Annotated in this window: 23 protein-coding genes and 1 pseudogene; 3 read left to right on the forward strand and 21 right to left on the reverse strand. The window is 74.6% G+C overall.

Features of this window, described 5'->3' with window-relative positions:
- Positions 1-23: 23 nt before the first annotated feature.
- From ACYX4T_RS09800 to ACYX4T_RS09810, 3 genes are all read right to left on the reverse strand, one after another.
- The gene (locus ACYX4T_RS09800; protein WP_476014345.1) at positions 24-2045 is read right to left on the reverse strand and encodes a S9 family peptidase; all 2022 of its coding nucleotides are present in this window, start codon (positions 2043-2045) and stop codon (positions 24-26) included.
- Between the two features lie 4 nt (positions 2046-2049).
- Complete coding sequence (locus ACYX4T_RS09805) at positions 2050-2988, reverse strand: hypothetical protein (protein WP_476014346.1); 939 nt, start codon at positions 2986-2988, stop codon at positions 2050-2052.
- Positions 2989-3057: 69 nt separating this feature from the next.
- A complete protein-coding gene (locus tag ACYX4T_RS09810) occupies positions 3058-3663 on the reverse strand; it encodes a TetR/AcrR family transcriptional regulator (protein ID WP_476014347.1) in 606 nt (201 codons plus the stop codon).
- Positions 3664-3879: 216 nt separating this feature from the next.
- Here ACYX4T_RS09810 and ACYX4T_RS09815 point away from each other — a divergent pair, with 216 nt between their 5' ends.
- Positions 3880-4488 carry an SDR family oxidoreductase gene (locus tag ACYX4T_RS09815; RefSeq protein WP_476014348.1) on the forward strand — a complete coding sequence of 203 codons (609 nt, stop codon included), beginning with the start codon at positions 3880-3882 and terminating at the stop codon, positions 4486-4488.
- Positions 4489-4542: 54 nt separating this feature from the next.
- Here ACYX4T_RS09815 and ispG read toward each other — a convergent pair whose 3' ends face one another.
- From ispG to dxr, 3 genes are all read right to left on the reverse strand, one after another.
- Positions 4543-5706 carry a flavodoxin-dependent (E)-4-hydroxy-3-methylbut-2-enyl-diphosphate synthase gene (gene ispG, locus ACYX4T_RS09820; RefSeq protein ID WP_476014349.1) on the reverse strand — a complete coding sequence of 388 codons (1164 nt, stop codon included), beginning with the start codon at positions 5704-5706 and terminating at the stop codon, positions 4543-4545.
- A gap of 85 nt (positions 5707-5791) precedes the next feature.
- Positions 5792-7084 (reverse strand): M50 family metallopeptidase, encoded by a 1293-nt coding sequence (locus ACYX4T_RS09825; RefSeq protein WP_476015227.1) that lies wholly within the window; start codon positions 7082-7084, stop codon positions 5792-5794.
- Between the two features lie 92 nt (positions 7085-7176).
- Positions 7177-8373 (reverse strand): 1-deoxy-D-xylulose-5-phosphate reductoisomerase, encoded by a 1197-nt coding sequence (gene dxr, locus ACYX4T_RS09830; protein WP_476014350.1) that lies wholly within the window; start codon positions 8371-8373, stop codon positions 7177-7179.
- 107 nt (positions 8374-8480) lie between these two features.
- Between dxr and ACYX4T_RS09835 the strand changes: the two genes are divergently transcribed.
- Positions 8481-8786, forward strand: coding sequence for a DUF2631 domain-containing protein (locus ACYX4T_RS09835; protein ID WP_476014351.1), 306 nt, complete (start codon positions 8481-8483; stop codon positions 8784-8786).
- 122 nt (positions 8787-8908) lie between these two features.
- Here the strand turns inward: ACYX4T_RS09835 and ACYX4T_RS09840 are convergent, their stop codons facing one another.
- Positions 8909-10321 (reverse strand): FAD-dependent oxidoreductase, encoded by a 1413-nt coding sequence (locus tag ACYX4T_RS09840; RefSeq protein ID WP_476014352.1) that lies wholly within the window; start codon positions 10319-10321, stop codon positions 8909-8911.
- A 51-nt stretch (positions 10322-10372) separates the two neighbouring features.
- On the opposite strand from ACYX4T_RS09840, the gene ligD reads away from it, so the two are divergent.
- On the forward strand, positions 10373-11329 hold the full coding sequence (ligD, locus tag ACYX4T_RS09845) for a non-homologous end-joining DNA ligase (protein ID WP_476014353.1): 957 nt from the start codon (positions 10373-10375) through the stop codon (positions 11327-11329).
- On the opposite strand, the gene ACYX4T_RS09850 is transcribed toward ligD, so the two are convergent.
- The 14 genes and pseudogenes from ACYX4T_RS09850 to rpsB form a co-directional block, all read right to left on the reverse strand.
- Positions 11326-12588 (reverse strand): GNAT family N-acetyltransferase, encoded by a 1263-nt coding sequence (locus ACYX4T_RS09850; RefSeq protein ID WP_476014354.1) that lies wholly within the window; start codon positions 12586-12588, stop codon positions 11326-11328. The two genes, ligD and ACYX4T_RS09850, sit on opposite strands and share 4 nt — an antisense overlap.
- A 19-nt stretch (positions 12589-12607) precedes the next feature.
- Positions 12608-13771: a dual-specificity RNA methyltransferase RlmN gene (gene rlmN, locus ACYX4T_RS09855; RefSeq protein WP_476014355.1), complete on the reverse strand. Its 1164-nt coding sequence runs from the start codon at positions 13769-13771 to the stop codon at positions 12608-12610.
- Positions 13768-14364 (reverse strand): hypothetical protein, encoded by a 597-nt coding sequence (locus ACYX4T_RS09860; protein ID WP_476014356.1) that lies wholly within the window; start codon positions 14362-14364, stop codon positions 13768-13770. Before ACYX4T_RS09860 ends, rlmN begins: the two co-directional genes overlap by 4 nt.
- Positions 14365-14449: 85 nt before the next feature.
- Positions 14450-15421, reverse strand: coding sequence for an electron transfer flavoprotein subunit alpha/FixB family protein (locus ACYX4T_RS09865; RefSeq protein ID WP_476014357.1), 972 nt, complete (start codon positions 15419-15421; stop codon positions 14450-14452).
- Positions 15421-16197 carry an electron transfer flavoprotein subunit beta/FixA family protein gene (locus ACYX4T_RS09870; RefSeq protein WP_476014358.1) on the reverse strand — a complete coding sequence of 259 codons (777 nt, stop codon included), beginning with the start codon at positions 16195-16197 and terminating at the stop codon, positions 15421-15423. Before ACYX4T_RS09870 ends, ACYX4T_RS09865 begins: the two co-directional genes overlap by 1 nt.
- A gap of 7 nt (positions 16198-16204) precedes the next feature.
- A complete protein-coding gene (locus tag ACYX4T_RS09875; RefSeq protein ID WP_476014359.1) occupies positions 16205-18700 on the reverse strand; it encodes a GcvT family protein in 2496 nt (831 codons plus the stop codon).
- A gap of 25 nt (positions 18701-18725) precedes the next feature.
- The gene (locus tag ACYX4T_RS09880; RefSeq protein ID WP_476014360.1) at positions 18726-19607 is read right to left on the reverse strand and encodes a methylenetetrahydrofolate reductase; all 882 of its coding nucleotides are present in this window, start codon (positions 19605-19607) and stop codon (positions 18726-18728) included.
- A gap of 7 nt (positions 19608-19614) precedes the next feature.
- Positions 19615-20838, reverse strand: coding sequence for a glycine cleavage T C-terminal barrel domain-containing protein (locus tag ACYX4T_RS09885; RefSeq protein ID WP_476014361.1), 1224 nt, complete (start codon positions 20836-20838; stop codon positions 19615-19617).
- A 162-nt stretch (positions 20839-21000) separates the two neighbouring features.
- Positions 21001-21723 (reverse strand): class I SAM-dependent methyltransferase, encoded by a 723-nt coding sequence (locus tag ACYX4T_RS09890; RefSeq protein WP_476014362.1) that lies wholly within the window; start codon positions 21721-21723, stop codon positions 21001-21003.
- Positions 21720-22658, reverse strand: a complete 939-nt coding sequence (locus tag ACYX4T_RS09895; RefSeq protein ID WP_476014363.1) for a phosphatidate cytidylyltransferase — start codon at positions 22656-22658, stop codon at positions 21720-21722. Before ACYX4T_RS09895 ends, ACYX4T_RS09890 begins: the two co-directional genes overlap by 4 nt.
- Positions 22659-22679: 21 nt before the next feature.
- Complete coding sequence (gene frr, locus ACYX4T_RS09900) at positions 22680-23237, reverse strand: ribosome recycling factor (RefSeq protein ID WP_476014364.1); 558 nt, start codon at positions 23235-23237, stop codon at positions 22680-22682.
- Between the two features lie 13 nt (positions 23238-23250).
- On the reverse strand, positions 23251-23997 hold the full coding sequence (gene pyrH / locus ACYX4T_RS09905; RefSeq protein WP_476015228.1) for a UMP kinase: 747 nt from the start codon (positions 23995-23997) through the stop codon (positions 23251-23253).
- Positions 23998-24115: 118 nt separating this feature from the next.
- Positions 24116-24940 carry a translation elongation factor Ts gene (tsf, locus tag ACYX4T_RS09910; protein ID WP_476014365.1) on the reverse strand — a complete coding sequence of 275 codons (825 nt, stop codon included), beginning with the start codon at positions 24938-24940 and terminating at the stop codon, positions 24116-24118.
- A gap of 357 nt (positions 24941-25297) precedes the next feature.
- Positions 25298-26060, reverse strand: a pseudogene (rpsB, locus tag ACYX4T_RS09915) (30S ribosomal protein S2); the annotation flags it as partial.
- Positions 26061-26137 lie beyond the last annotated feature (77 nt).

The following is a 26137-nucleotide window of genomic DNA, read 5'->3' on the forward strand; positions in this document are numbered from 1 at the left end:
ACTCCCAGTGGAGTCCCGTGTCGCTACACCAGCGACGGACGCTCGTACGGCCGGTCGAGGACGTGGTGGTCGAGGAACGCCCACACCGTGCGGTACCAGAGCTTGGCGTCCCCCGGCGCGAGCACCCAGTGGTTCTCGTCCGGGAAGTACAGGAACTGGGAGGGGACCCCGCTGCGCTGCAGGTCGTACCAGAGGCGCAGCCCCTCGGAGATCGGGACGCGGTAGTCCTTGTCGCCGTGGATCACCAGCATCGGGGTGGCGATCGACCGGACGTGCCGGTGCGGCGAGTGGGCGTCGTAGCGCTCGCGCTCGTCGAGCGGGTCGCCCCACTCGCGGCGCCAGTGGAACGACGCGTCGGTGGTGCCGACGAAGCCGTCGAGATGCCAGATGCTCGCGTGCGTGACGATCGCGGCGAAGCGGTCGGTGTGCCCCGCGATCCAGTTGGCCATGTAGCCGCCGAACGAGCCGCCCATGGCCGCCACGCGGGTCGCGTCGACGTCGTCGCGGGCGAGCGCGGCGTCGGTGGTGGTCATGAGGTCGGTGTAGGGCAGCTCGCCCCACGCGCCGGTGGCCGGGTCGAGGAACGCCTGCCCGTAGCCGGTGGACAGGCGCGGGTCGGGCAGCAGCACCGCCCAGCCGCGCGCCGCCATCAACCACGGGTTCCAGCGCCACGACCAGGCGTTCCAGCTCGACAGCGGGCCGCCGTGGATCCACAGCAACAGCGGCGCGGGCGAGCTCGCCGACGCCCCGCCCGGCAGCACCAGCCACGCACGCAGCGGGGTGCCGTCGGCCGCGGTGGCGTGGACCTCGCTCAGCGTGCCGGGCAGCGGGTCGAGCGCCGTGACCCCGCGCAGGGCGACGGGCTCCTGGTCGCGGGCCTCGGGGTCGAGGCGCACGGGCGTCGGGGGCGCGTCGACCGCGGAGCGCAGCGCGTAGAGCGCCGAGCCGTCCCGCGCGGCGACGACGTCGGTGTAGGCGCCGGACGCGGTGAGCCGGGTGACGGTCCCGTCGGTGATCGACACCCGCAGGACCGGCCCGTGCCCGGCCTCGTCCACGACGACGTACACGACATCCCCACCCGGCGCCCCGGTGACGCCGCGGACCTGGTGGGCCTCCTCGGGCAGGACGTCGTCCTCGGTGCCGTCGGCCAGCGAGCGGGCCCGCAGCGTGTGGGCCATGCCGCGGCCGGGACGCGGGTGGCGCTCGCGCACCCAGAGCAGCCAGCGCCCGTCCGGCGTGATCACCGGCGCCTCGTGGTCGGCGCCCGGCTCGTCGCCGACGACGACGGTGCCCTCGTCGGTGTGCAGCTCGAGGCGGCGGCGCCAGGACGCGGGGTCGGCGGGGTCGGCCACGTCGACGACCACCGCGACCGTGCGCCCGTCGGGGCTCACGGCCGAGCCGCCGAGGCGCTCGTCGCCGTGCGGGGCGAGGTGCTCGGGCTCGCCGTAGCGGGCGTCCGGATCGGCGGGGTCCGGGGGCGCGCAGCGCTGGAGGTGCGCGCGGCCGGGACCGAGGTCGTGGTCCCAGAAGCGCACGGGGAAGTGGGTGTGCAGGCGCGCCGACACGCCCTGGGACTCCCGGGCCTCGCGCTGCTCCTCGGCCGATTCCTTGCTGCCCTCCACCGGCTTCGGCGTGACGACGGTCAGCGTGCCGGCGTCGCGCGCGACGGCGAAGCCGCTGACCCCACCCGGGCGCTCGACCACCGGGCGCGCCTCGCCGCCCGCGGCGGGCAGCAGCCACAGCGCCGAGCGGTCCGCTGCTCCCTCCGCCGGCTTCTCCGCGGTCGGGTCGGCCCGCCGCGAGGTGAAGAGCAGGTCGCCCTCGGGTGTGAAGGCCGCGGACGACTCGCCCGTGGTGGAGCGGGTCAGACGCCGCGGCGCCCGGGTGCCGTGCGGGTCGAGCTCCCACAGCGCCGTCCCGTACTTCTTCCCGTCCGCGGAGAGCTCCGAGACGGTGGTGACCAGCCGCGTCCCGTCCGGGGAGAGCGCGAGGCCGGCGCAGCGGCGGGTGGCGACGAAGGCGTCGAGGTCGTCGAACGTGCTCACGCCACTATCCGATCACGGGGCGCGGCTGTGCCGCACGAGAGCGGATGCTCGCCGCAGCCCGATGGCCGGTGGTGGGCGCCTGAAGGCGTCGCGTCGACGTCCGCGGGCTGTCGGCCTGGTGTCGGTGAGCGCGACCTCGCGTGGCGGGGGCGTGGCGGGGCGGCGGACCTCGTGCGGTCGTCGTGCGCAGGAGTCGGGGTCTGCACCCTCCAGGGCGCGACCGAGGGTGGGTCCTCGCCAGCACCGTGCGCCGACGACTCCGGGCCTCACCGCACGCGGGTCGATCGGAGATCATTCTCGCTGAGTCGGTCCGGTCTCGGTGTGGCGGACCGAGGAGCGCCGCCGGCCAGGCCGGGGCGATGCTGTCGAGTCGTTCGTCCGCGGTTGCCGGAATGGATCCGGCGACGCCGAGGGCCGCAGCGGGCACGAGGGAGCCGCCGCCGGTGGCGTCCACCGGCTCGGCGTCGACCGGCTCGGCGTCCACCGGCTCGGCGTCCACCGGCTCGGCGTTCACCAGTTCGGCGCCCGCCGGCTCGGCAGCGACAGGCTCGGTGGCGACCAGCCTGACGTCGCCGGACGCCACGTCGAGGGTGTCGCCATCCTCAATGGCCGTGTCGGCCAGGCCCGTCTCGATCGGTCCGAGCCCGGCCCGGAACGCGGTGACGGCCGGGGCCAGGTCGGCGCCGGGTCGGGAGCGGGCGAGGTCGACGAGCTCGCCCTCGAGCGCCGTGGCGGCATCGGCCCCGCGCCGCGCGCGGACGATCTCCACGCCCTCCTCGAGGACGAGGAGCTGCTCGGCGTCGAGCGAACCCTCGAGCACGGCGTCGGCGGCGAGCGGCAGACGGTGGGCGATGGCGTCGGCCACGGCCTGCCGCAGGACGAGCGGCGGCAGGCCGTCAGGCGCGTCGCCGCCCCGCCCGCCCTCGCTCCGCTCGTCCTCCACACCCATGACGCTAGGACCACCCCCCGACAGTGCCGGGACCTCGCGCAGCATGATCACGTCACGGCTCGGTCACGATCCGCTCGGCGGCGCGCAGAGCGCCCGGGCGGCTCGGGCCGCCCGCGTCGGGGTGTCGTCCGCGGTGATCCGCGCGGCCGTGAGACCGACCCCGTCGAGGGCGGCGTAGCCGTGGGCGAGGGCGACCAGCTGCTCGACCAGCAGCAGCGCCTCGTCCGCCGCCGGCCGCACCTCCCGGGCGAGGACCACGAGCACGTCCATGACCGTGCGGCCCGCGACGGCGAGGTCCTCGTCACCGAGCCGGCGCAGCTCGGGGGCGAAGACCAGGTCGACGCCGACGCCGTGACGGGCGACGAACGCGACGTAGGCGCCGGTCGCCGCGGCGAGCCGGGCCACGGCGTCGTCCCCGGGCACCGAGCCCAGCGCGTCGGCGAGGTCGCGGGCCGTCGCGGAGGCGATCGCCGCGAGCAGGCGGTCGCGGTCGCCGAAGTGCCGGTAGGGCGCGGCGGTGCTCACCCCGATCCGGCGTGCGAGTTCGGCGACCGAGAACCCGCCGAGGCCGGCCTCCGCGACCAGGGCACGGCCCTCCGTCACGAGCACCGACGCCAGGTCGCCGTGGTGGTAGCGCCCACGTCGAGCCGCGCCCCCGGTGTCGGGCATCGCACCCCCTCGAAGTGATGGACCACTTACTCCAGCGTGCAAGAGGCCTATCACTTCCGAAGCCGAAGGAGCCCGCTCGGTGGACGACGGCGTGCAGGGCAAGGTCGTCGCGATCACGGGGGCGAGCTCGGGGATCGGCGCCGCGACCGCCCGCCTGCTCGGGCCCGCGGGACCCGCCTCGTCCTCGGCGCGCGGCGCACCGGGCAGCTCACAGCGGTGGCGGAGGAGATCGAGGGCGCCGGCGGCGAGGTGGTCACCGCCACCACCGATGTCCGGCGCCGCGAGGACCTCGCGGGCCTGGTGGACCGCGCCCGCGCACGCTTCGGCCGCCTCGACGTGCTGGTGGCGAACGCCGGCGTCGGTCACGTTGCCCCGCTCGACGACCTCACCGTCGACGACTGGGACGAGATGATCGACGTGAACCTGCGCGGGGTGCTGCACGGGGTCGCCGCCGCGCTGCCGGTCTTCCGGGCGCAGGGCAGCGGCCACTTCGTCACCGTCGTGTCCACCGCCGGGCTGCGGATCGTGCCCGGCCAGGGCGTCTACGCCGCGACGAAGAACGCCGTGCAGACGGTGTGCGAGGGGCTGCGCCAGGAGGCCGGGCCGGGCGTGCGCGTCACCGCCGTGTCGCCCGGGACGACGGCGACGCCGTTCGTCGACGCCACCGACGACGACGAGCTGCGGCAGTGGGCCACGGAGAGGCGATGCCGCCCGACGCCGTCGCGCCGGCGATCGCCTACGCGGTCGAGCAGCCGCCCGGCGTCGACGTCGGTGAGCTCGTCGTCCGCCCGACGGCGCAGGCCTGAGCGCCCGTCGCAACCGTGATCGAAGTACCGATACGGACACTCAACGTCCGCGACGGCACTTCGCTGACACGAGTCAGCCGACGGTGACCGTCGGGGCCCCGCCGGCGGTGCCGCCCGCGAGCTCCTCCTCGCCCGACTCCTCGGCCAGGCGCAGGGCCTCCTCGATGAGGGTCTCGACGATCTGGGCCTCGGGGACGGTCTTGATGACCTCGCCCTTGACGAAGATCTGCCCCTTGCCGTTGCCGGACGCCACGCCCAGGTCGGCGTCGCGGGCCTCGCCCGGGCCGTTGACGACGCAGCCCATGACCGCGACGCGCAGGGGCACCTCCATGCCCTCGAGCCCGGCGGTGACCTCGTCGGCGAGCTTGTAGACGTCCACCTGCGCGCGCCCGCAGGACGGGCAGGAGACGATCTCGAGCTTGCGCGGGCGCAGGTTCAGCGACTCCAGGATCGAGAGCCCGACGCGGACCTCCTCGATCGGCGGCGCCGAGAGCGAGACCCGGATGGTGTCGCCGATGCCCTTCGACAGCAGCGCGCCGAAGGCCGTCGCCGACTTGATCGTGCCCTGGAACGTCGGCCCGGCCTCGGTGACGCCGAGGTGCAGCGGGTAGTCGCACTGCTCGGCGAGCAGCTCATAGGCGCGCACCATCGTCACCGGGTCGTGGTGCTTCACCGAGATCTTGATGTCGTGGAAGTCGTGCTCGGCGAAGAGCGACGCCTCCCACAGCGCCGACTCCACCAGCGCCTCGGGCGTGGCCTTGCCGTGCTTGGCCATGATCGACGGCTCGAGCGAGCCGGCGTTGACGCCGATCCGGATGGGGGTGCCGGCGTCCTTGGCGGCGCGGGCGATCTCCCCGACCTTGTCGTCGAACTTCTTGATGTTGCCCGGGTTCACGCGCACCGCGGCGCAGCCGGCGTCGATCGCGGCGAAGACGTACTTGGGCTGGAAGTGGATGTCGGCGACCACCGGGATCCCCGACTTCTTCGCGATCGCGGGCAGCGCCTCGGCGTCGTCGGCGCTGGGCACGGCGACGCGCACGATGTCGCAGCCGGCCGCGGTCAGCTCCGCGATCTGCTGCAGCGTCGCGTTGATGTCCGCGGTCAGCGTGGTGGTCATCGACTGCACCGAGACCGGGTGATCGCTGCCCACACCGACACCGCCGACGTCGAGCTGGCGGGTCTTGCGGCGCGCGGCGAGCACGGCGGGAGCTTCGGGCAGACCGAGGTCGACGGTCATCTCTCTCCTCGACTCACATAGAGACGACGTGGGCGCGTCACGATCCAGTCTCCCCCAGAACGCGGGCGCCCGCCGGTGGCGCGGCTTACAGCCCCAGGTCGATCGGGTTGACGATGTCCGCGACGATCACCAGCGCCCCGTAGGCCATGATCACCGCGGCGAACCCCACGCCGATGGGCATGAGGCGGGCGAGGTCGACCGGGCCGGGGTCGGGACGCCCCCGCAGGCGCGCGATCCGCTTCTTGACCGCCTCCCACGCCGCGGGCAGCACGTGCCCGCCGTCCAGCGGGAGGATCGGCAGCAGGTTGAGCAGGCACAACGACAGGTTCACCGCGGCGAGCAGGTTGAGGAACAATGCGACCTCCACCGCGACCGGGCGTTCCTGCTCGAGCACCTGGCCGCCCATGACCGAGACGCCGACGAGGCTCACCGGTCCGTTGACCTCGCGCTCCTCGCCGAGGAACACCGCCCCGAACAGCGCCGGCACCTTCTCGGGCAGGCGCGCGATCGCGTAGACCGAGCCCTCGAGCATCTCCCCCATGCGCTCGGTGACCTGGCCGACGCTCTGCCGCATGACCGGCTCGATCGGCGAGAGCCCGAGGAACGAGGCGGTGACGTAGGTGGGGTCGGCGCCCAGCGGGGTGTCCAGGTCGGGCACCTGGTTCTCGATGAGCGTCGGGTAGAGCGTGAGCTGGGCCCCGTCGCGCTCCACGACCACCGGCACGGTGCCGCGGGCGTCGCGGATCGCCCGCTGCAGGCTCTCCCAGTCCCCGTAGGCGCGGCCGTCGAACGAGACGATCCGGTCCCCCGCGCGGAACCCCGCCTGGGCGGCCGGCGTCGGCGGCGCCCCCGGCGGGCAGCCCGGCGTGACCTGCGAGGCCGGCACGACGCACTCGCTGACCGCGCTCACCACCGGCTGCGGGGTCGCGACGCCGAAGCCCATGAGCACGATCGCGAACAGCACGATCGCGAGCACCAGGTTCATGAACGGGCCCGCCAGCATGACGATGATCCGCTGCCAGGGCTTGCGGGTCCAGAACTGGCGGTCCTCGTCGCCGGGCCGGATGTCGCGCACCGAGTCGGCGCGGACGTCGTCGATCATGCCCTGGAAGGGCCCCGACCGGCGGCTGCGCCCGACCTTCTCGCCCGGTGGCGGCGGGATCATCCCGATCATGCGGATGTAGCCGCCGAGCGGGATCGCCTTGACCCCGAACTCCGTCTCGCCCCGCCGGAACGAGACCACGGTCGGCCCGAAGCCGACCATGAACTCGGGCACGCGGATGCCGAACAGCCGCGCGGTGGAGTAGTGGCCGAGCTCGTGCCAGGCGATGGAGAGCAGCAGCCCCAGCGCGAAGAGCACGATCCCGAGGACGAGCATCACGGACGACGACGGTAGCCCCGACCTCCGTGTGCCCGACGTGGGGCCCGTGCCCGAGCCGCGTCGGAGCGGCGCGGGACCGGCGTGGGACCTCAGCCCACCGGCGAGGACAGCCGCTCGGACGCCGCCCGTCGCGCCCAGGCCTCGGCGGCGTGGACGTCGTCGACGTCGCGTGGGTCGGCGGCCCAGTCGCCGGCGGCGTCGAGCACCGTGGCGAGGGTCTCGTCGATCCCGGTCCACGCGCAGCGCCCGGCGAGGAAGGCGGCGACGGCCTCCTCGTTGGCGGCGTTGAACACGGCCGGCAGGCACCCGCCCGCCGTGCCCGCGGCCCGGGCGAGCTCGAGGGCGGGGAACGCCGCGGTGTCGACGGGCTCGAAGGTCCAGCTGGTCGGGTCGGCGAAGGTCTCGGGCCGGCTCGCCCCCGCGAGGCGCTGCGGCCAGGCCAGCGCCAGGGCGATCGGCATGTGCATGTCCGGCGGGCTGACCTGCGCGATCGTGGCGCCGTCGGTGTAGGTGACCATCGAGTGGACCATCGACTGCGGGTGCACGACGACGTCGATGCGCGCGTACGGGACGCCGAACAGCAGGTGGGCCTCGATGAGCTCGAGTCCCTTGTTGACCAGGGTCGAGGAGTTCAGCGTCACCACCGGCCCCATGGCCCAGGTCGGGTGGGCCAGGGCCTGCTCGACGGTCACCCCGGCGAGCTCGGCGCGCGGGCGTCCGCGGAACGGCCCGCCGGAGGCGGTCAGGACGAGGCGCGCGACCTCCTCGGGCAGCCCGCCGCGCAGGCACTGCGCGAGCGCCGAGTGCTCGGAGTCGACCGGCACGATCTGCCCGGGCGTCGCCGCGCGCGTCACGAGCGGGCCGCCGGCGACCAGCGACTCCTTGTTCGCGAGCGCCAGCGTCGACCCCGCGGCCAGCGCGGCCAGGGTCGGCGCGAGGCCGCGGGAGCCGTCCATGGCGTTGAGCACGACGTCGGCGTCGGTCCCGGCGAGCTCGGTCGCGGCGTCCGGCCCCGCGAGGACCTCGGCCCCGCTGCGCCGGCGCAGGTCCGGCGCGGCCGCGGGGTCGGCGACGGCGAGCGTCGGGACCCCGAACTCGGCGGCCTGCTGCGCGAGCAGGTCGGGGCGCCCGCCGCCGGCGGCGAGACCCGTCACGACGAAGCGGTCGGGGTGCGCGCGGACGATGTCGAGGGCCTGCGTGCCGATCGACCCGGTGGAGCCAAGGACGACGAGCCGGCGCGGCAGGGACGGGTCCGACGGCTCCGACGGCTCGGGGGGTGTGCTCATCGCGGCTCATCATCACGGGCGCCCGCCTCGCGCGGTAGCCGGGGCGCGGTGGCCGGGCTCGCGGTAGGTTGGGCGCGCCCGCACGAGCGATCCCTCCAGGAGTCACCGTGGCCTCGAACAGCCCCGCCCGCCAGCACCAGGGCGGCGGTGGTGTCGCCCACCACGACGAGAAGGCCGTCGTCGTCAACGGCGTCTCGTCCGACCAGGAGCCCTCGGTCGAGTGGGGGTGGCACGGCCACTACCCGAAGGTCGCGCGCTTCGCGGGCTTCCTCGTCGCGGCCATCATGCTCGTGATGCTCTGGGGCAACCACGAGGGCCGCCAGGAGGACGTCTGGCTGGTGGCCCTGGCCATCGGCTTCTTCGCGCTCTCGCTCGGCGCCATCATCCGTTCCCGGACGTCCTGGCGTCGGTGAGCGCCCCACCGACCGCTCCCCGGGCGTCGGGGCCGGTCGTCGTCGGCCGTGACCCGCGAGGTCCTGCCGAGGCCGAGCCCGACCGCGACCGCCGCCCCGCCGTCCACGTGGGCTGACGCCCCTCAGACCGGCGAGGCGGGGATCTCGCCCTGGACCTCCTTGGCCGCCTTGCGGGCCGCGACGAGCACGGCGTCCCAGACCGGCGAGAACGGCGGGGCGTAGGAGAGGTCCATGAACGTCATCTCCTCGACGGTCATGCCGTTCCAGATCGCCGTCGCGAACACGTCGATGCGCTTGCCCGAGCCGGGCCGGCCCACGATCTGCGCGCCCAGCAGGCGCCCGGTGCGCTGCTCGGCGAGCACCTTCACCGTCATCATCTCGGCCCCGGGCCAGTAGCCCGCGGTCGTCGTCGACTCGACGGTCGCGCAGACGTAGGCGTAGCCGACGGCGTCGGCCTCGGCCTGGCCGAGGCCGGTGCGGCCGATCTCGAGGTCGCAGACCTTGCTGATGGCGGTCCCGATGACGCCCGGGAACGCGCCGTAGCCGCCCGCGATGTTGGTGCCGATGATCCGGCCGTGCTTGTTGGCGTGGGTACCGAGCGCGATGTGCACGCTCTCCCCCGACAGGCGGTGGCGCACCTCGACGCAGTCGCCGCCGGCCCACACCCCGGGCGCGACGTGCATCCGCACGTCGGTGACGATCCCGCCGGAGGGTCCGATCGGCAGGCCGGCGTCCGCGGCGAGCTGCGCGTTCGGCTTCACGCCCAGCCCCATGATGACGATGTCGGCCGGGTGGACGGCGTCGCCGGCGCGCACCGCGCGCACGCGGCCGTCCTCGCCGACGTCGAAGCCGTCGACCGACGTGCCCGTGACCACCGTGATGCCCATGCCCTCCATGGCCTCGCGGATGAGCGCGCCCATGTCGGGGTCGACCTGCGTGAACGGCTCGGGCGCCTGGTCGAGGATCGTCGTCTCGATGCCGCGCACGACCATCGCCTCGGCCATCTCGACACCGATGTAGCCGGCGCCGACCACGACCGCGCGGCGACGCTCGCCGCGTCCGCCTTCCCCGTCGCTCCGCTCGCCCCCGGCCAGATCCTTGACGATCTCCTCGCCCTGCTCCAGCGACTGCACCCCGAAGATGCCCTGCGCGTCCGAACCCGCGAGCGGCGGCACCGTGGGCACCGCGCCGGTGGCGATGACGAGCTCGTCGAACCCGAGCTCGTAGCGGTCGCCGTCGTCGACCCCGCGCACGCTGACCGACTTCTTCTCCAGGTCGATCGCCGTCGCCTCGGCGCGCATCCGCACGTCGATGCCGGCCTCGCGGTGCTGCTCGGGTGAGCGGGCGATGAGCTGGTCCCCGTCCTGCACGTGGCCGGAGATCCAGTACGGGATGCCGCAGGCGGAGTACGACGTGTAGTGACCGCGCTCCAGGACGACGACCTCCAGCTCGCCGTCCTCGGCGTGCCGCAGGGCCGTCGAGGCGGCGGACATGCCGGTGGCGTCGCCGCCGAGGACGACGATCCGCTTGCTCATGGCGCTCCGTTCGTGCCGGGGATCGGGCCGTCGCGGCGGTACGGTGCCGCCGTGGCGGACGCTGCGGAGATCGAGGTGGACGGCCGGACCGTGCGGCTGACCAACCCGGGCAGGGTGTACTTCTCGGCCCGGGGGGAAACCAAACTCGATCTCGCGCACTACTACCTCGCCGTCAGCGACGGCATCGTCCGCGCGCTGCGCGACCGGCCGTGCATGATGCACCGCTTCCCCACCGGCGTCGACGGCGAGAAGGTGCACCAGAAGCGCCTGCCCAAGGGCGCACCGGACTGGGTGCGCACCGTGCGGGTGCACTTCCCCCGCTTCAACCGCACCGCCGACGAGCTCTGCGTGTCGAGCCCCGCCGACGTCGTCTGGGCGGTGCAGATGTCGACCGTGGAGTTCCACCCCTGGAACACGCGCGCCGCCGACGTCGAGACGCCCGACGAGTGGCGCATCGACCTCGACCCGATGCCCGGGGTCGAGTTCCCGACGATCCGGCGGGTCGCCGCCGTCGTGCACGAGGTGCTCGACGAGCTCGGCGCCGTCGGCTTCCCGAAGACCTCCGGGGGCAAGGGCATGCACGTCTACGTGCGCATCCGCCCCGAGCACTCCTTCACCGAGGTGCGTCGCGCGGCACTGGCGTTCGCCCGCGAGGTCGAGCGGCGCGCGCCCGACCTCGTCACCACCGCCTGGTGGCGCAAGGACCGCGAGCCCGGGACGGTCTTCCTCGACTGGAACCAGAACACCCGCGACCACACCATCGCCTCGGCCTACTCGGTGCGCGGGACGCCGGAGGCGCGGGTGTCGGCGCCGCTGCGGTGGGACGAGGTCGACGACGCCGAGCCCGGCGACTTCACCATCGCGACGATGCCGGCCCGCTACGCGCGGGTCGGCGACCTGACCGACGGCATCGACGAGGCGGTGTTCGACCTGCGTGCCCTGCTCGACTGGGCCGACCGCGACGACACGGTGCCCGACGAGCCGCCGGACGAGGTGCCCGAGGTCTAGAAGCGGATCCCGTTCCAGGGCACGCTCGGCGCGGCGAGCAGCCGGGCGAGGCGCCCGGCGGCCCCCGGCGTGCGCTCCTCCAGCCGCCCGGCGCGGGCGAGCACGCGCGGGTCGACGCCGCCGAGGTAGAGCGCGCCGAGCGTCGCGACGTCGAGGGCGACGTCGGGCTCGTCGGTGGTGCCCGACGCCCGGGGCTCCACGGGGTCGGTGGTGTCGAGCGCCCAGGTGCCCGCGGTGTACCGGGCCGGGTCGTCGACCGCGAGCACGATCCGGTCGGTCACCGGGTAGCGGCGGGCGCCGAGCGCGGCCGGGACGTCGAGGATCCGCAGCCAGAGCATCTCGCGGGTCGCGCCCGCGGTGACCGGCCGGTGGTCCTCGAGCAGCCACGGCAGCGGCTCGTCGACCGAGGCGTCGGACCAGGTCACGGACCCGACGAGGTCGAGCGAGGCGAGGTGGCGCCAGAGCTCGCGGTACGACTCGGGCGTCGTGGCCTGCAGGTCCAGCACGGCGATCTCGCCGCCGTCCTCGCCGATCCAGTCCCGCGCGACGCGGTAGACGGCGTAGCCGCCCGGACGGCCCGAGCCGTCGGACCAGAGCACGGCGTGGCGCATGCGGTCGGGGGTCATGCCGGTGAAGGTGTTCTCGCCGGTCATCAGCGCGGTCCACGGATGACCGGCGCGGTCCATCGAGCCGGGGTGCCGGCGCCGGGCGCGGTCCTGCACCGGCGCCGCGGCCGACGGCAGGGTCGCGACGTCGAGGGTGCGCAGGCGGCCGGTGGGCTCGGGCACGCGGAACCGCGCGGCGCGGGTGTCGAGGCGCAGCGACCGCGTCCAGGACGCCACCCCGAACCCGAAGCGCTCGTAGAGCGCGCCCTGGGTGGAGGTCAGCGCGGCCACGGGGGTGCCGGCGCGGACGGCCTCGGCGAGGTCGTCGACGAGCACCGCGCGCAGCAGACCGCGGCGGCGGTGGGTGGAGCGCACGCCGATCGAGGTGACGGCGTCGACGGTGACCTCGCCGCCGGGCACCGTCATCCGCGAGTCCCACGAGCGCAGCGTCGCGACCGGAGCCGGGTCGCCGGTCTCGTACACCCCGCGCAGCCGCTGCCCCGCGTAGGAGGCGGCGGCCCGCGCGAGGTCGGCGGGATCGATGCGGGGGCGCAGGAAGGCCGCTGTCATCGCCCGCGCCCACGTCACCGTGTCCGCGTCCGCGACGCCCTCGACGACGTGCGGGACGAGGCGGCGGACCTCCGGGGTGCTCACGCGGCGATCATGCCGGGCGTCAGGGCCGGGCGGTGGCCGCGAGCTGCCCGCAGGCCGCGGCGATCTCCCTGCCGCGGGTGTCGCGCACGGTGCACGCCACGCCGCCGTCGCGCACCCGCCGGACGAACTCCGCCTGCACCGGCGCCGGGCTCGCGTCCCACTTGCTGCCCGGCGTCGGGTTGAGCGGGATGAGGTTGACGTGCACCAGCCGGCCGAGGTGCTTCGAGGCCAGCTTGGCGAGCAGGTCGGCCCGCCACGGCTGGTCGTTGACGTCGCGGATCAACGCGTACTCGATGGAGATGCGCCGCCCGGTGACGTCGGCGTAGCGGCGGGCGGCGGCGAACACCTCGGCGACCGGCCAGCGCTGGTTGACGGGCACGAGGCTGTCGCGCAGCTCGTCGTCGGGCGTGTGCAGGGAGACCGCGAGGGTCACCTGCAGGCCCTCGTCGGCGAGGCGGTGGATCGCCGGGACGAGGCCGACCGTCGAGACGGTGACCGAGCGCTGCGAGAGCCCCAGGCCGGCGGGCGGCGCGTCGCACAGGCGGTGCACGGCGTCGACGACCCGGCGGTAGTTGGCCAGCGGCTCGCCCATGCCCATGAACACCACGTTCGAGAGCCGCCGCAAGTCCGCGCCGAGCGCGCCGTCGCGGACGACGGCCGCCGCCGAGCGGACCTGCTCGACGATCTCGGCGGTGGACAGGTTGCGCTCCAGGCCGTTCTGGCCGGTGGCGCAGAACGGGCACGCCATGCCGCAGCCGGCCTGGCTGGAGATGCAGACGGTGGCGCGGTCCGGGTAGCCCATGAGCACGCTCTCGACGAGCGCGCCGTCGTTCGCGCGCCACAGCGTCTTGCGGGTGGCGCCGCCGTCGCAGTCGACCACCGAGGTGGGCGTGAGCAGCTCGGGGAGCAGCGCCGGCCCGAGCGCCTCGCGGGCCGCCGCGGGCAGGTCGGTCATCGCCGCGGCGTCGGCCTCGAGGCGCGCGAAGTAGTGCCGGGCGAGCTGGTCGGCGCGGAACGCGGGCAGGCCGAGCTCGGCGACGGCCTCGCGGCGCGCGGCCGGGTCGAGGTCGGCGAGGTGGCGCGGCGGGCGCGTGCGCCGGGTGCCGCGCGGGGAGAGCGAGAGCACCGGGCCGGGGGCGTCCTGCGCGTCCTGCGCGTCCGGGGCGGTCACGGGTTCGGTCATCGCGCGCGGTCCCGCAGCATCTCGACGAGGCCGACACGGTCGGCGGCCGACAGCAGGAGGAGCACGCCGGCGAGCAGCCCGAGCAGCCCCTGGGAGACGAACCCGCCCGCGGTGGCCGTGGTGACCAGCGCGGAGAGCACCCCGGCGCCGACGAGCACGAACCCGAGCCAGCGCGTCGGTCGCTGCCCGGTCGAACGGCTGAGCAGCACGAACGCGACACCGGTGGCGATCAGCGCGAGGCCCGGCAGGAACGCCGAGGCGCTGATGAGCCCGAGCACGATCGACGCGACGATCACCAGCACGATCACCGCGCCGCCGAGGCGCAGCACCTCGCTCGAGCGCGTGGTGTCGAACGGGCGCGGCCCGCGCCGGCGGTTCTCCACCGCGATGCCGATGGCCACGGCGATGCCCACCGCGAGGATCAGCGTGCCCACGCCGTCGGCACCGAGGCCGAGCGTCCCCGCCGCGAGCCACACCAGCCCGGCCCCGATCTCGACGAGCACCGGGTCGAGGCGGACGGCACGCCCCCCGCGCGGCGGCGGGGAGCCCTGGAAGCCCCGCCCGGGCGGGCGCGGCGGCGGGTACGCGGACACGACCTCCACGGTAACGCGGGCGCGGGCGGGCACCGGACGCCAGCCCCGCCCTCCACGTCGGTCCGACCCGTCCCGTCCCGGGCCGTCAATCCCCTGCACGCCGCCGGATCTCGGCCACCACGGCCGGCAGCACCTCGTGCACGTCCCCGACCACCGCCCACGTCGCCCGGCGCACCATCGCCGCTTCCGGGTCGGTGTTCACCGCGAGGATCGACCGCGCCGACATGCAGCCCACCCAGTGCTGGGTGGCGCCGCTGATCCCGCACGCGACGTAGAGGTCGGGGCTGATCCGGGTGCCGGTGAGCCCGACCTGGTCGGCGTGCGGGCGCCAGCCGTTGTTGGTGGCGACGCGCGAGCAGCCGACGGCCCCGCCGAGCAGGCCCGCGAGCTCCTCGAGCACGGCGTAGCCCTCGGCGCTGCCGACCCCGCGCCCGCCCGAGACGACCACCGGCGCCGTCGCGAGCGTCATCCCCGACGCCCGCGCCCGGTGCTCGACCAGCCGCGCCCGCGGCAGCGTCGGGTCCAGCTCGGGGACGACGACCTCGACGCCCACCTCCGGCGCCGGCGCGGTCTCGCCGGTCGTCCGCGCACCGCCGGTGAGGGTGGCGAGGCGGACGGGGGCGTCGAGCACCGCGTCCTCGAGCAGGATGCCCCCGGCGCGCTCCCGGGTGACCTCCCACGGCTCGCCGGGCCGGATCCCGGTGCAGGCCGTGGCGAGCGGCACACCGAGCGCCGCGGCCGCCCACGCCAGCGCCTCGGTGCTCTCCGGGGTCGCCGCCGCGAGCACCGCCGCGGGCCCGCGCGCCGTCGCGAGCCCGGCCAGCGCCTCGCCGACGGCGGCCGGCGACGCGTCGGCGAGCAGCTCGTGGCGCAGCAGGACCAGGTGCGCCACGCCCTGCTTGGCCAGGTCGTCGGGCAGGTCGCCGGGCTCCCCGACCGCGACGGCCGTGACCTCGGCGTCGAGCTCCCCGGCCAGCTCGCGCGCGGCGGCGAGCACCTCGCCCGCCGCGGCGGTCGGGCTCCCCTGCGCGTCCCTCTCGATCCACGCGAGCACCATCAGCGCACCACCCCCAGCTCCGCCAGGACGTCCACCACCGCCGGGGCGGCCCCGGCCCCGTGCCCGAGCAGGACGGTCTCCGCGCGCGCCTCGGGCCGGTGGCGCAGCCGCAGTGTCCGCAGGCCGCTCGTCGCCGCCGGGCCCGCGAGCACCCGGACCGGCGCCTTCCTCGCCCGCAGCCGCCCCTTGATCGTCGGGTAGCGCGGGAGGTTGAGGCCCTCGAGCACCGCGGCCACCGCAGGCAGCGGGGCCTCGTGGACCTCGACGCCGCCGCCGGCCTCGCGGCGCAGGACGACGTGCCCGTCCCCGACCTCGATCCCTTTCACGCCACCGACGATCGGGCGCCGCAGCGCGCACGCCACGCGGAACCCGACCTGCGCGTGCCCGGCGTCGGCCGACGCCTCCCCGAACAGCACGAGGTCGTAGGGCGGCAGCTCCCGCACCGCGCCCGCGATCGCGGCCGCGGTGACCTCGGGCTCCGGGTCCGCCACGGACGACCCCGCCGCCTCGACCCGGACAGCGTGGTCGGCGCCCATGGACAGCGCGTAGCGCAGCTGCTCCTCGGTCTCGGGCGGCCCGACGGTCAGCACGCCCGCGCGCCCGCCCGTCCGCTCGGCGATGCGGACCGCCTCCTCGACCGCGCACTCCTCGTGCGGGCCGATGGTGAAGCCGAGGTGGCGGGTGTCGACCGCCGTCGCGTCGGCCGTCAGCGCGATCTCGGCGCCGACGGCGGGGACGCGCTTGATGCAGACCAGGACGTCGGTCGTCGTGGGCATGCCGGCCTCACCCGCGCATCCGCGTGTCGTCGGGGTCGAACAGCGGCGTGCGCCCGGCCCGCGCGACCGTCACCGGGTACCGCTCCCCCCGGTACTCGACGAGCAGGCCGGTGCCCTCGACCGCGAGCTGGGGCGGGAGGTACGCGAGCATCAGGTAGGTGCCCAGCGAGGGCGCCGTCCCCGCGCTCGTGACGTACGACGGCCGGCCGCGACGGTCGGTGATGCGCTCCCCGTCGGGGGTGAGGATCGGCTCGCCGCCCTGCGGGCATCGGTCCGTGCCCGGGTCCAGCGTCAACGAGCACAGCGTCGCCTCGGGCTCGCCCTCGCGCGCCTTGGTGTAGGCGGCCTTGCCGACGAAGTCCGCCTCCTTGAGCCGGGGCAGCGCGAGCCCGGCCTCCACCGGCCCGTGCTCCGCGTCGAGCTCGTGGCCCATGAGCCGGTAGCCCTTCTCGAGGCGCGCCGTGGTGCCGTAGACGCCGATGCCGGCCGGCACGATCCCGTGCGGCGCGCCGGCCGCGGCGACGGCGTCCCAGAGCCGCAGGCCGTGCTCGGTGGCGGTGTGCAGCTCCCAGCCGAGCTCGCCGACGTAGGACAGCCGCAGCGCGAGCACCGGGACCGAGCCGACGTGCACGGTCCTCGCTGTCCCGAACGGGAACGCAGCGTCGGTGACGTCCTCGTCGGTGACGGCGGCGAGGACGTCGCGCGCCCGCGGGCCCCACAGCCCGAGGGTGCACACCGCGGACGTCACGTCCTCCAGGGCGACCGATCCGTCGGCCGGCAGGTGACGCCGGAACCACGCGAGGTCCCGCGCGCCGTCCGACGCGCCCGTGATCACGCGGAACGCGTCGTCGCCGAGCCGCACCACCGTCAGGTCGCTGCGGAAGCCGCCGTCGGGCCCGAGCACCGGCGTGTAGACCACGCGACCCACCGGCCGGTCCATCTGCGCGACGCACAGGTGCTGGAGGTAGGCGAGCGCGCCCGGCCCGTGCACCGCGAACTGGGAGAAGGCGCTGAGGTCGATCATCGCGACGCCGCGCCGCATCGCGAGGTGCTCGGCGCTCGTGATCGGCGACCACCAGCGCGCGTCCCACTCGTGCGGCCGGTCCTCGACGCCCAGCTCGGCGACCAGCGGCTCGTTGGACCGGTACCACTGCGGGCGCTCCCAGCCCGCGACCTCGAAGAACTCGGCGCCGAGGGCCTCCTCGCGCGGGTGGAAGGGCGAGCGGCGGGCCCCGCGGTCCGAGCTCCACTGCTCGCGCGGGTGGATGATCCCGTAGGTCTTGTTGAAGCCCTCGGCGGCGCGGGCGCGCACGTGGGCGCGGGTGCGCTCGTGCGGCGCGAACCGGGCGACGTCCGACGCGTGCGGGTCGATCTCCGGCGCGCCGCACGTCATCCACTCGGCGATCAGCCGACCGACGCCCGGGCCCTCCTTGATCCACACCGCGGCGGCCGACCACAGGCCCCGCACCTCGGGGGTCTCCCCGAGCAGCGGGTGCCCGTCGGGGGTCAGCGACAGCAGCCCGTTGATGGCGTGGCGGATACCGGCGTCGGGCCGGTCGAGGATGCCGCCGAAGAGCTCGAGCGCCGCCTCCATCTGCGGGTCGAAGTCGTCGGGGGTGAACGGCAGCTGCGTCGGCGAGAGCGCCGCGGCCGCGATCGACGGGATGTCGGCGGGGTCGCAGAGGATCGGCCGGTGGGCGTAGGACCCGATCTCCAGGTCGGGGCCGCTCTGCCGCTCGTACATCAGCGGGTCCATGTCGCGGATGATCGGGAACGCGATCTCGCGCCCGGTCGCGGCGAGCTCGGCGATGGGCCCGACGTCGATCATCTGGTGCACGGCCGGCGTCAGCGGGATCGTCGCGCCGGCCAGCGCCGCGATGCGCGGGCTCCACACCCCGCACGCGACCACGACGTACTCGGTGTCGACGTCGCCGCGGTCGGTGCGCACGCGGGTCACCCGGCCGTCCTCGGTGTCGATGCCGAGCACCTCGGTCAGCGCCGACACCGTCAGCGCCCCGGCCGCCGTCGCGCGCTCGCGCATCAGCTCGCCGGCCCGCAGCGGGTCGACGACCGACACCGACGGCGTCCAGAACCCCGCGAGCACCACCGACGGGTCGAGGAAGGGGACCTTGTCGGCCACCTCCGCCGGGCTGATCATCTCGGCGTCGATGCCCCACGCCCGCGCCGACGACATCCGCCGGTGCAGCTCACCGACCCGCTCCTCGGTGCGCGCGACCTCGATGCCGCCGCACGTCGTCAGCGTCCCGAGCTCGGTGTACTGGCGCGCCGAGTCGCCGGTCAGCAGCGTGATCTCCCGGGAGTGGTCCACCGGGAACACGAAGTTCGACGCGTGCCCGGTGGAGCCGCCCGGGTCGGGCAGCGGCCCCTTGTCGACGAGCAGGACGTCGCGCCACCCGAGGCGGGCGAGGTGGTGCACGACGGCGTTGCCGACGATGCCGGCCCCGATGACGACGACCTGGGCCCGGTCCGGGAATGCGCTCACGGCTCCTCCTCGCGAAGGCGTGGCGTCACGCGGCCGAGCGGCGGGCCCGCGAGAGCCACCGCACGGTCGGCGCGACCTGGTTGAACGTGTAGAGGTGCAGGCCGGCGAGGTCGGCAGTGCCGGCCGCCGCACCCGCCGCGAGCTCCGCGACGAGGGCGTCGGGGGTGTGGCGACCGGATCGCAGCAGCGACCCGGCGGTGCCGCGGTGCGCGCGGGCGAAGCGCGCGGCGTCGGCGACCCCGATCCGCACCGAGAGCCGCAGCAGCCGCGCGGCGTCGACGACGCCGGGCACGCCGGCGATCACCGGGAGGTCGATCCCCCGCGCGCGGGCCTCCCGGGTGAAGCGGCCGACGAGGTCGGCGTCGAAGCACAGCTGCGTGACGGTGTAGTCGGCGTGGAACTGCTTGACCCGCAGGTCGGCCCAGAGCGCGTCGTCGTCGATGCGGTGGTGGCCGTCGGGGTACGACGGGACGCCGACACGCGCCGGGCGCCGCCCGAGGTCCTCCATCGCCCGCAGCAGCGCCAGGCCGTCGGGCAGCTGCCCCGCGGCCTCGCGCGCGTCGCCGCCGACGACGAACACCTCCCGCACCCCGGCCGCGGCCAGCCGGTCGACGTGCTCGGCGAGCTCGCCGCGGTCGCGCACGCTGCGCGCCGCGAGGTGGGGCACGGCCGCGAAGCCCCGGGCGGCGAGCGCCTCGGCGGCGGCGACGGTCGCGGCCACGCCCCGGCGCGGGGTGGTCGTCACCGTGACCGTGGCGCCGGCGGGCAGGTCGGCGGCGATGGTGTCCGGGGTGTCGAGCACGTCCGCCGTCGGCGCCACCTCGAAGCGCGGGTCGGCGAGCAGGGCGGCGAGGGTGGTGCGGGGTCCCGCACCACCCTCGCCGGCGCCGTCCGTGAGGTGGTCCACGAGCCGGTCAGCCCTTGGGTGTCTGCTTGCGCGGGTCGACGAACGGCTTCTCGACGACGACGCCGTCGCGCACGTCGTCGAGCGTGGCGATCTGCAGCGTCGTGCCGAGCGGCGTCGACGGCGTCGCGACCATCGCCAGCCCGATGTTGCGCTCGAGCCGCGGGGACCAGCAGGCGCTGGTGACCTTCCCGACGACCTCGCCGGCCTCGTCCCGCACCGTGAACGGCTCGATCATCGAGCCGTCGTTGAACGTCCCCAGCCGCGCGCCGCCGATCTCGACGCCGACCATCGACCGCGACGGGCCCTGCTCCCTGGCGCGGACGAGGGCGTCCTTGCCGACGAAGTCGGCCTCCTGGGCGAGGTCGACCATCCACGTGTAGTCGTAGCCGACCTCGAGCGGGTTGGTGTCGAGGGTGATGTCGCAGCCGTAGGCGAGCATGCCGCCCTCGATGCGGCGGATGTGGCACGGACCGATCGGGCGCATCCCGTGCGGGCGCCCCGCCTCCCACACGCGGTCCCACAGTCGGCCCGCGTGGCGGACGGCGTCGCGCAGGTAGATCTCGTAGCCGATCTCGGCGCTGTAGCCGGTGCGGCTGACGACGACCTCCATGTCGTCGATCACCGCGTGGCGCAGGTGGTAGTAGGGCATCTCGGCGACGTCGGCCCCGAACAGGTCGGTGACGACGGCCTTCGCCTTCGGCCCCTGGACCTGCACCGGTGCGACGTCGATCTCGCGGACCTGCACGTCCCAGCCGCCGGCGTGGGCCAGGGCCGTGCACCAGAGACCGACGTCGGAGTCGGCGAGCGAGAGCCAGAAGCGGTCGGACTCGACGCGCAGCAGGACCGGGTCGTTGATGATCCCGCCGTCGGGCGCGGTGAGGAACACGTACTTGCACTGGCCGACCGCGCACTTGTGCAGGTCGCGGGGCACGAGCGAGTTCGTGAACGCGAAGGCGTCCGGGCCCGCGATCTCGATCTGGCGCTCCACGCCGACGTCCCAGAGCGTCACGTCCTCGAGCAGCGCCCAGTACTCGGCGATCGGGTCGCCGTAGTGGCGCGGGTGGTACGTGTGGTTGTAGACGCTGTACATCGCGACGCCGTGCGCGCGCGACTTCCAGAAGTACGGCGACTTCCGCAGCCGTGGGTAGAGCAGGATCCCCGGGCTCACCACCGTCGACGACGGCTCCGGCGCGAGTTCCACCGCCGCGCGGCCGGGCAGGACGTCCGTCATCAGCACCTCACCTCGTCGTGCGTCCGGCGGCCCCCCGAGCCGGCATGCGGACGGTCGTTGCGCTGCCAGCAACGGGTTTCGCTGGCCGCAACCAGCGTGCGACCGTGACCGAGATCACGTCAAGGGATCTCGATCAGTGGGTTGCTGGAACGGTGCAGGGCCTCAGGGCCGGAGGAGCCCGGACGGTTCGCGGCGGGTGTGCACGCGGTAGGCGACGGGCAGCGCGAGGCCCGGGGTGCCGTCCAGGGCCCGCTGCGCGACGGCCGGCGTGAACTCGATCCGCAGCACGTCGCCGAGCGTCGCGCGGTCGGCGAAGCGCCACAGCGTGTCGACCCGCCGCACCGCGAACCCCTGCTCGGCGAAGAAGCGCTCGGCGGCGCCGGGGTCGTAGCGCGGGGCCGAGGCGCGCATCCAGGTGCCGTAGGAGTGCCGGGTGGCGTCGAGGTCGACGACGACGAGCACGCCGCCCGGCCGCAGGACCCGCGACGCCTCGGCCAGGCCGGGCTCGCAGCCGGGGCCGAAGAAGTACGCGGTGCGGGCGTGCACGACGTCGGCGCTGTCGTCGGCGAGCGGCAGCGCGGCCGCGCTCCCCGGCTCCACCCGGCAGGACGGCAGCCCGGCGACCCGCTCGCGGGCGCGGGCCACGAGCGGCGCGTGGGGCTCGACGCCGACGACCGTGCGGGCGCGCTGCGCGAACCGCGGCAGGTGGTAGCCGTCGCCGCACCCGACGTCGACGACGTCCGCGCCGTCGTACGGCGCCAGCTCGGCGACGGTGTCCCACAGCGCGCCGGTGACGTCCTGCGCCTCGTTCTCGCGCTCGTAGACCTCGGGCCAGCGCCAGATGTTGGGCGACTCGACGACGTCGCCCCTGCGGAAGCGCGTCACCCGTGGACGGGGACCAGGAGGAAGAGCAGCAGCCAGGCGACCGGCGCGGAGGTGACCAGGGAGTCCAGGCGCTCCATGAGCCCGCCGTGCCCGGGCAGCACCGAGCCCATGTCCTTGATGCCGAGGTCGCGCTTGACCAGCGACTCGACGAGGTCACCGGTGACGGCGGCGCCGACGAGCAAGGGGCCGACGACCAGGCCCCACCACCACCGGTCCCCGAGGAGCAGGGCGATCGACAGGGACGCTCCGAGCGAGCCGAACACGATCGAGCCCGCGAAGCCCTCCCAGGACTTCTTCGGGCTGACCTTCGGCGCCATCGGGTGCCGACCGATGAGCGCGCCCACGGCGTAGCCGCCGGTGTCGGAGCAGATGACGACGATGAGGAACGTCAGGACCCGTTGCGCGCCGTCGGCGGGGACGACGAGCATCGTCCCGAACGCCATGAACAGCGGGATCCAGCACAGCACGAGCATCGACGCGCCCACGTCGCGCACGAAGCCCGCGGCACCGAGGCGCATGCGCCACAGGAAGCAGCCGATGACCGTGACCAGCAGGCCGCCGAGGATGCCCTCGGTCCCGAACGGCCAGGCCAGCCAGATCATCGCCTGGCCGCCGACCAGCACGGGGACCCGCGAGAGCCGGATCCCCGCGGCGCGGTGCAGGGCGCCGAAGAGCTCCCAGGTCCCGATCACCGCGCAGACCGCGACGATGCCGATCCAGGCCTGCCGCACCGTGAGCAGCGCGACCAGGACCACCGCGCCCATCGCCAGGCCGACGCCGATCGCGACCGGTAGGTTCCGCCCGGCGCGCGACGAGGGCTTCTCCGGCGGGTCCTCCGTCCGCGCCTGGCCGGGCTCGTCCGACGGGGGGGCGTCCGCGCCCGTGGCGGGGACGCTCGCTGCCGGCCGGCGGGGCCGCGATGCGGAGGAGGGCATGGCTCCAGACCTCAGACGACCTCAGACCTCGAGGAGCTCGGCTTCCTTGTTCTTGACGAGGTCGTCGACCTGCGCGACGTAGCGCGAGGTCACGCTCTCGAGCTCCTTCTCGGCGCGGCTCGTCTCGTCCTCGCCGGCCTCGCCGTCCTTGACGATGCGCTGCAGCTCGGTCATGGCGGTGCGGCGCACGCTGCGGATCGACACCTTGGCGTCCTCGCCCTTGCTGCGCGCGACCTTGACCATGTCCTTGCGGCGCTCCTCGGAGAGCTGCGGGAACACGACCCGGATGATCTGACCGTCGTTGCTCGGGTTGACGCCGAGGTCGGAGTCGCGGATCGCGCGCTCCATGCTCTGGAGCTGGCTCGCGTCGTAGGGCTTGATGACGGCCATGCGGGCCTCGGGCACCTGGACCGAGGCGAGCTGGTTCAGCGGGGTCCACGCGCCGTAGTACTCGACGTTGATGCGGTTGAACATCGCGGGGCTGGCCCGGCCGGTGCGGACACCGCCGAGGTCCTCCCTCGCGACGCTGACCGCCTTCTCCATCTTCTCCTCGGCGTCGAGGAGCGTCTCGTCGATCATGGGTCGCCTCTCCTCAGGAGCCGGATGGGGTGTGGACCAGCGTGCCGATCCTCTCACCCCGCACGGCCCGTGCGATGTTCCCCTCGACCAGCAGGTTGAACACCATGATCGGCATCCGGTTGTCCATGCAGAGGCTGAACGCGGTGGCGTCCGCGACCTTGAGGCCCTTCTCCAGCACCTCGCGGTGGGAGATCTCGTGGTACATGGTCGCCGTGGGGTCCAGCTTGGGGTCGGCGGTGTAGACGCCGTCGACGCCCTTGGCCAGCAGCACGACCTCGCACTCGATCTCCAGCGCGCGCTGCGCGGCGGTGGTGTCGGTGGAGAAGTACGGCATGCCGACGCCCGCGCCGAAGATGACGACGCGGCCCTTCTCGAGGTGGCGCATCGCGCGGCGCGGGATGTACGACTCGGCGACCTGGCCCATCGTGATGGCGGTCTGCACGCGGGTGTCGATGTGGTGCTCGCGCTCGAGGAAGTCCTGCAGGGCGAGGCAGTTCATGACCGTGCCGAGCATGCCCATGTAGTCCGCGCGCTGGCGCTGCATGCCGTAGCGGTGCAGCTCCTCGCCGCGGAAGAAGTTGCCGCCGCCGATGACGACGGCGATCTGCACGCCGGAGCGCACGACGTCGGCGATCTGGCGGGCGACGGTCTGGACGACGACCGGGTCGACCCCGACCCCGCCGCCCCCGAACATCTCGCCGCCGAGCTTGAGGAGGACCCGGCGGTGGCCCGCGCGGGCCTCGGGGCCGGCGTCCGGCACGGTCTGGGGACTGGCCACGCTGTTCCTCCCACCGCCGATGGTGTGCTCGGCGCGACGGCTACCGGAGTGGACCCGGAGAGGGGCGGGACCGGGTGCTCCGGTCCCGCCCCGCCGGGGGTCAGGGCTGGCCGACCTCGAAGCGCGCGAAGGTGCGGACCGAGACGCCCGCCTCCTCCAGCACCTTGCCGACCGTCTTCTTCTCCACCGCCACCGAGTCCTGCTCCACGAGGACGGTGTCCTTGTAGTAGCCGTTGAGGCGACCGTCGACGATCTTGTCGATGATCTTCTCCGGCTTGCCCTCCTCGCGGGCGGTGGCCTCGGCGATGCGGCGCTCGTTCTCCACCACGTCCGCGGGCACCTCCTCGCGGGAGGTGTAGAGCGGGCGCGCCGCCGCGACCTGCATGGCCGCGCCACGGGCCGCCTCGGCCGCGTCGTCGCCGTCGCCGGTGTAGGCGACGACCACGCCGATGGCCGGGGGCAGGTCCGAGGACCGGCGGTGCAGGTAGGTGGCGGTCGGGCCGTCGAGCACCGCGACGCGGCGCAGCTCGAGCTTCTCGCCGATGCGCGCCGAGAGCTCCTGCACCTTGTCCTCGACCGTGCCCTCGCCCAGGCTCGCGGCCTTGAGCGACTCGAGGTCCTTGGCGCCGGCGGAGAGCGCGACACCGAGGATGTCGTCGGCGAGCGCGACGAAGTCGGCGTTCTTGGCGACGAAGTCGGTCTCGGAGTTGAGCTCGATCATCGCGCCGTCACGGGCGGCCACCACGCCGTTGGCGGTGGTGCGGCCGGCCCGCTTGCCGACGTCCTTCGCACCCTTGATGCGCAGGGCCTCGACGGCCTTGTCCATGTCGCCCTCGTTCTGCTCGAGGGCCTTCTTGCAGTCCATCATCCCGGACCCGGTGAGGTCCCGGAGCTTCTTCACGTCCGCAGCGGTGTAGTTCGCCATGGTGCGGCTCTCGTCCGTCCTCGTGTCGTGGGGTGCTCGCGGTCGGCGTCGTCGGCCAGGTGCGGCCGAGTGCGGCCGACCGTCAGCCGGCCCCGCCCTGCGGGGTCGGCGCGCCGTTCTGCTGGCCGGCCTCCGGGGCGGCGGCGATCGCGTTGTCGTCGCTCTCGGAGTTCGCGTCGACCGTGCCGCCGGTCCGCTCGGGGCGGCTGGTCGGCGTGGTGTCGTCGCCGATCGCGTTGGTCGTGGCCTCGGCCTCCGGCGTCGCCACCGGCACGTCGCCGGGGGCGTCGACCGCGGAGCTCGTGCTGCCCTGCTCCAGGCCGGTGGGCGCGCTGGCGCCGTCGCCGCCCTGGGCTCCGTTGATCCCGGCGGCGAGCTCCTGCTCCCACTCGGCCAGCGGCTCGTCCTCGCCACGCTCGGCGCCGTCGCGCTGGCCGCGGGCCTGGAGGCCGTCGGCGCACGCCTGGGCGACCACGCGGGTCAGCAGCGCCGCCGAGCGGATGGCGTCGTCGTTGCCCGGGATCGGGTAGTCGACCTCGTCGGGGTCGCAGTTGGTGTCGAGGATGGCGACGACCGGGATGTTGAGCTTCCGGGCCTCGCCGACCGCGATGTGCTCCTTCTTGGTGTCGACCACCCACACCGCGCTGGGCACGCGGCCCATGTCGCGGATACCGCCGAGCGTCTTCTCGAGCTTGTCGTGCTCGCGGGTGAGCATGAGGATCTCCTTCTTGGTGCGACCCTCGAAGCCCCCGCTCTGCTCCATGGCCTCCAGCTCCTTGAGGCGCTGGAGACGCTTGTGCACGGTGGTGAAGTTGGTGAGCATGCCGCCCAGCCAGCGCTGGTTGACGAACGGCATGCCGACGCGGCGCGCCTGCTCGTCGATGGCCTCCTGGGCCTGCTTCTTCGTGCCGACGAAGAGCACCGTGCCGCCGTGGGCGACGGTCTGCTTGACGAACTCGTAGGCGCGATCGACGTAGGACAGCGTCTGCTGCAGGTCGATGATGTAGATGCCGTTGCGCTCGGTGAAGATGAAGCGGCGCATCTTGGGGTTCCAGCGGCGGGTCTGGTGACCGAAGTGGACACCGGAGTCCAGCAGCTGGCGCATCGTGACGACGGCCATGCGGTGGAACTACCTCTCTCGGCGGCCCGGCGCGCTGCGGCCAGGCCTGGCGGTTGTCGCGGCGGTCCCGGCCGGGC

Source organism: Actinomycetospora sp. ABD4_176 (genome assembly GCF_056311855.1).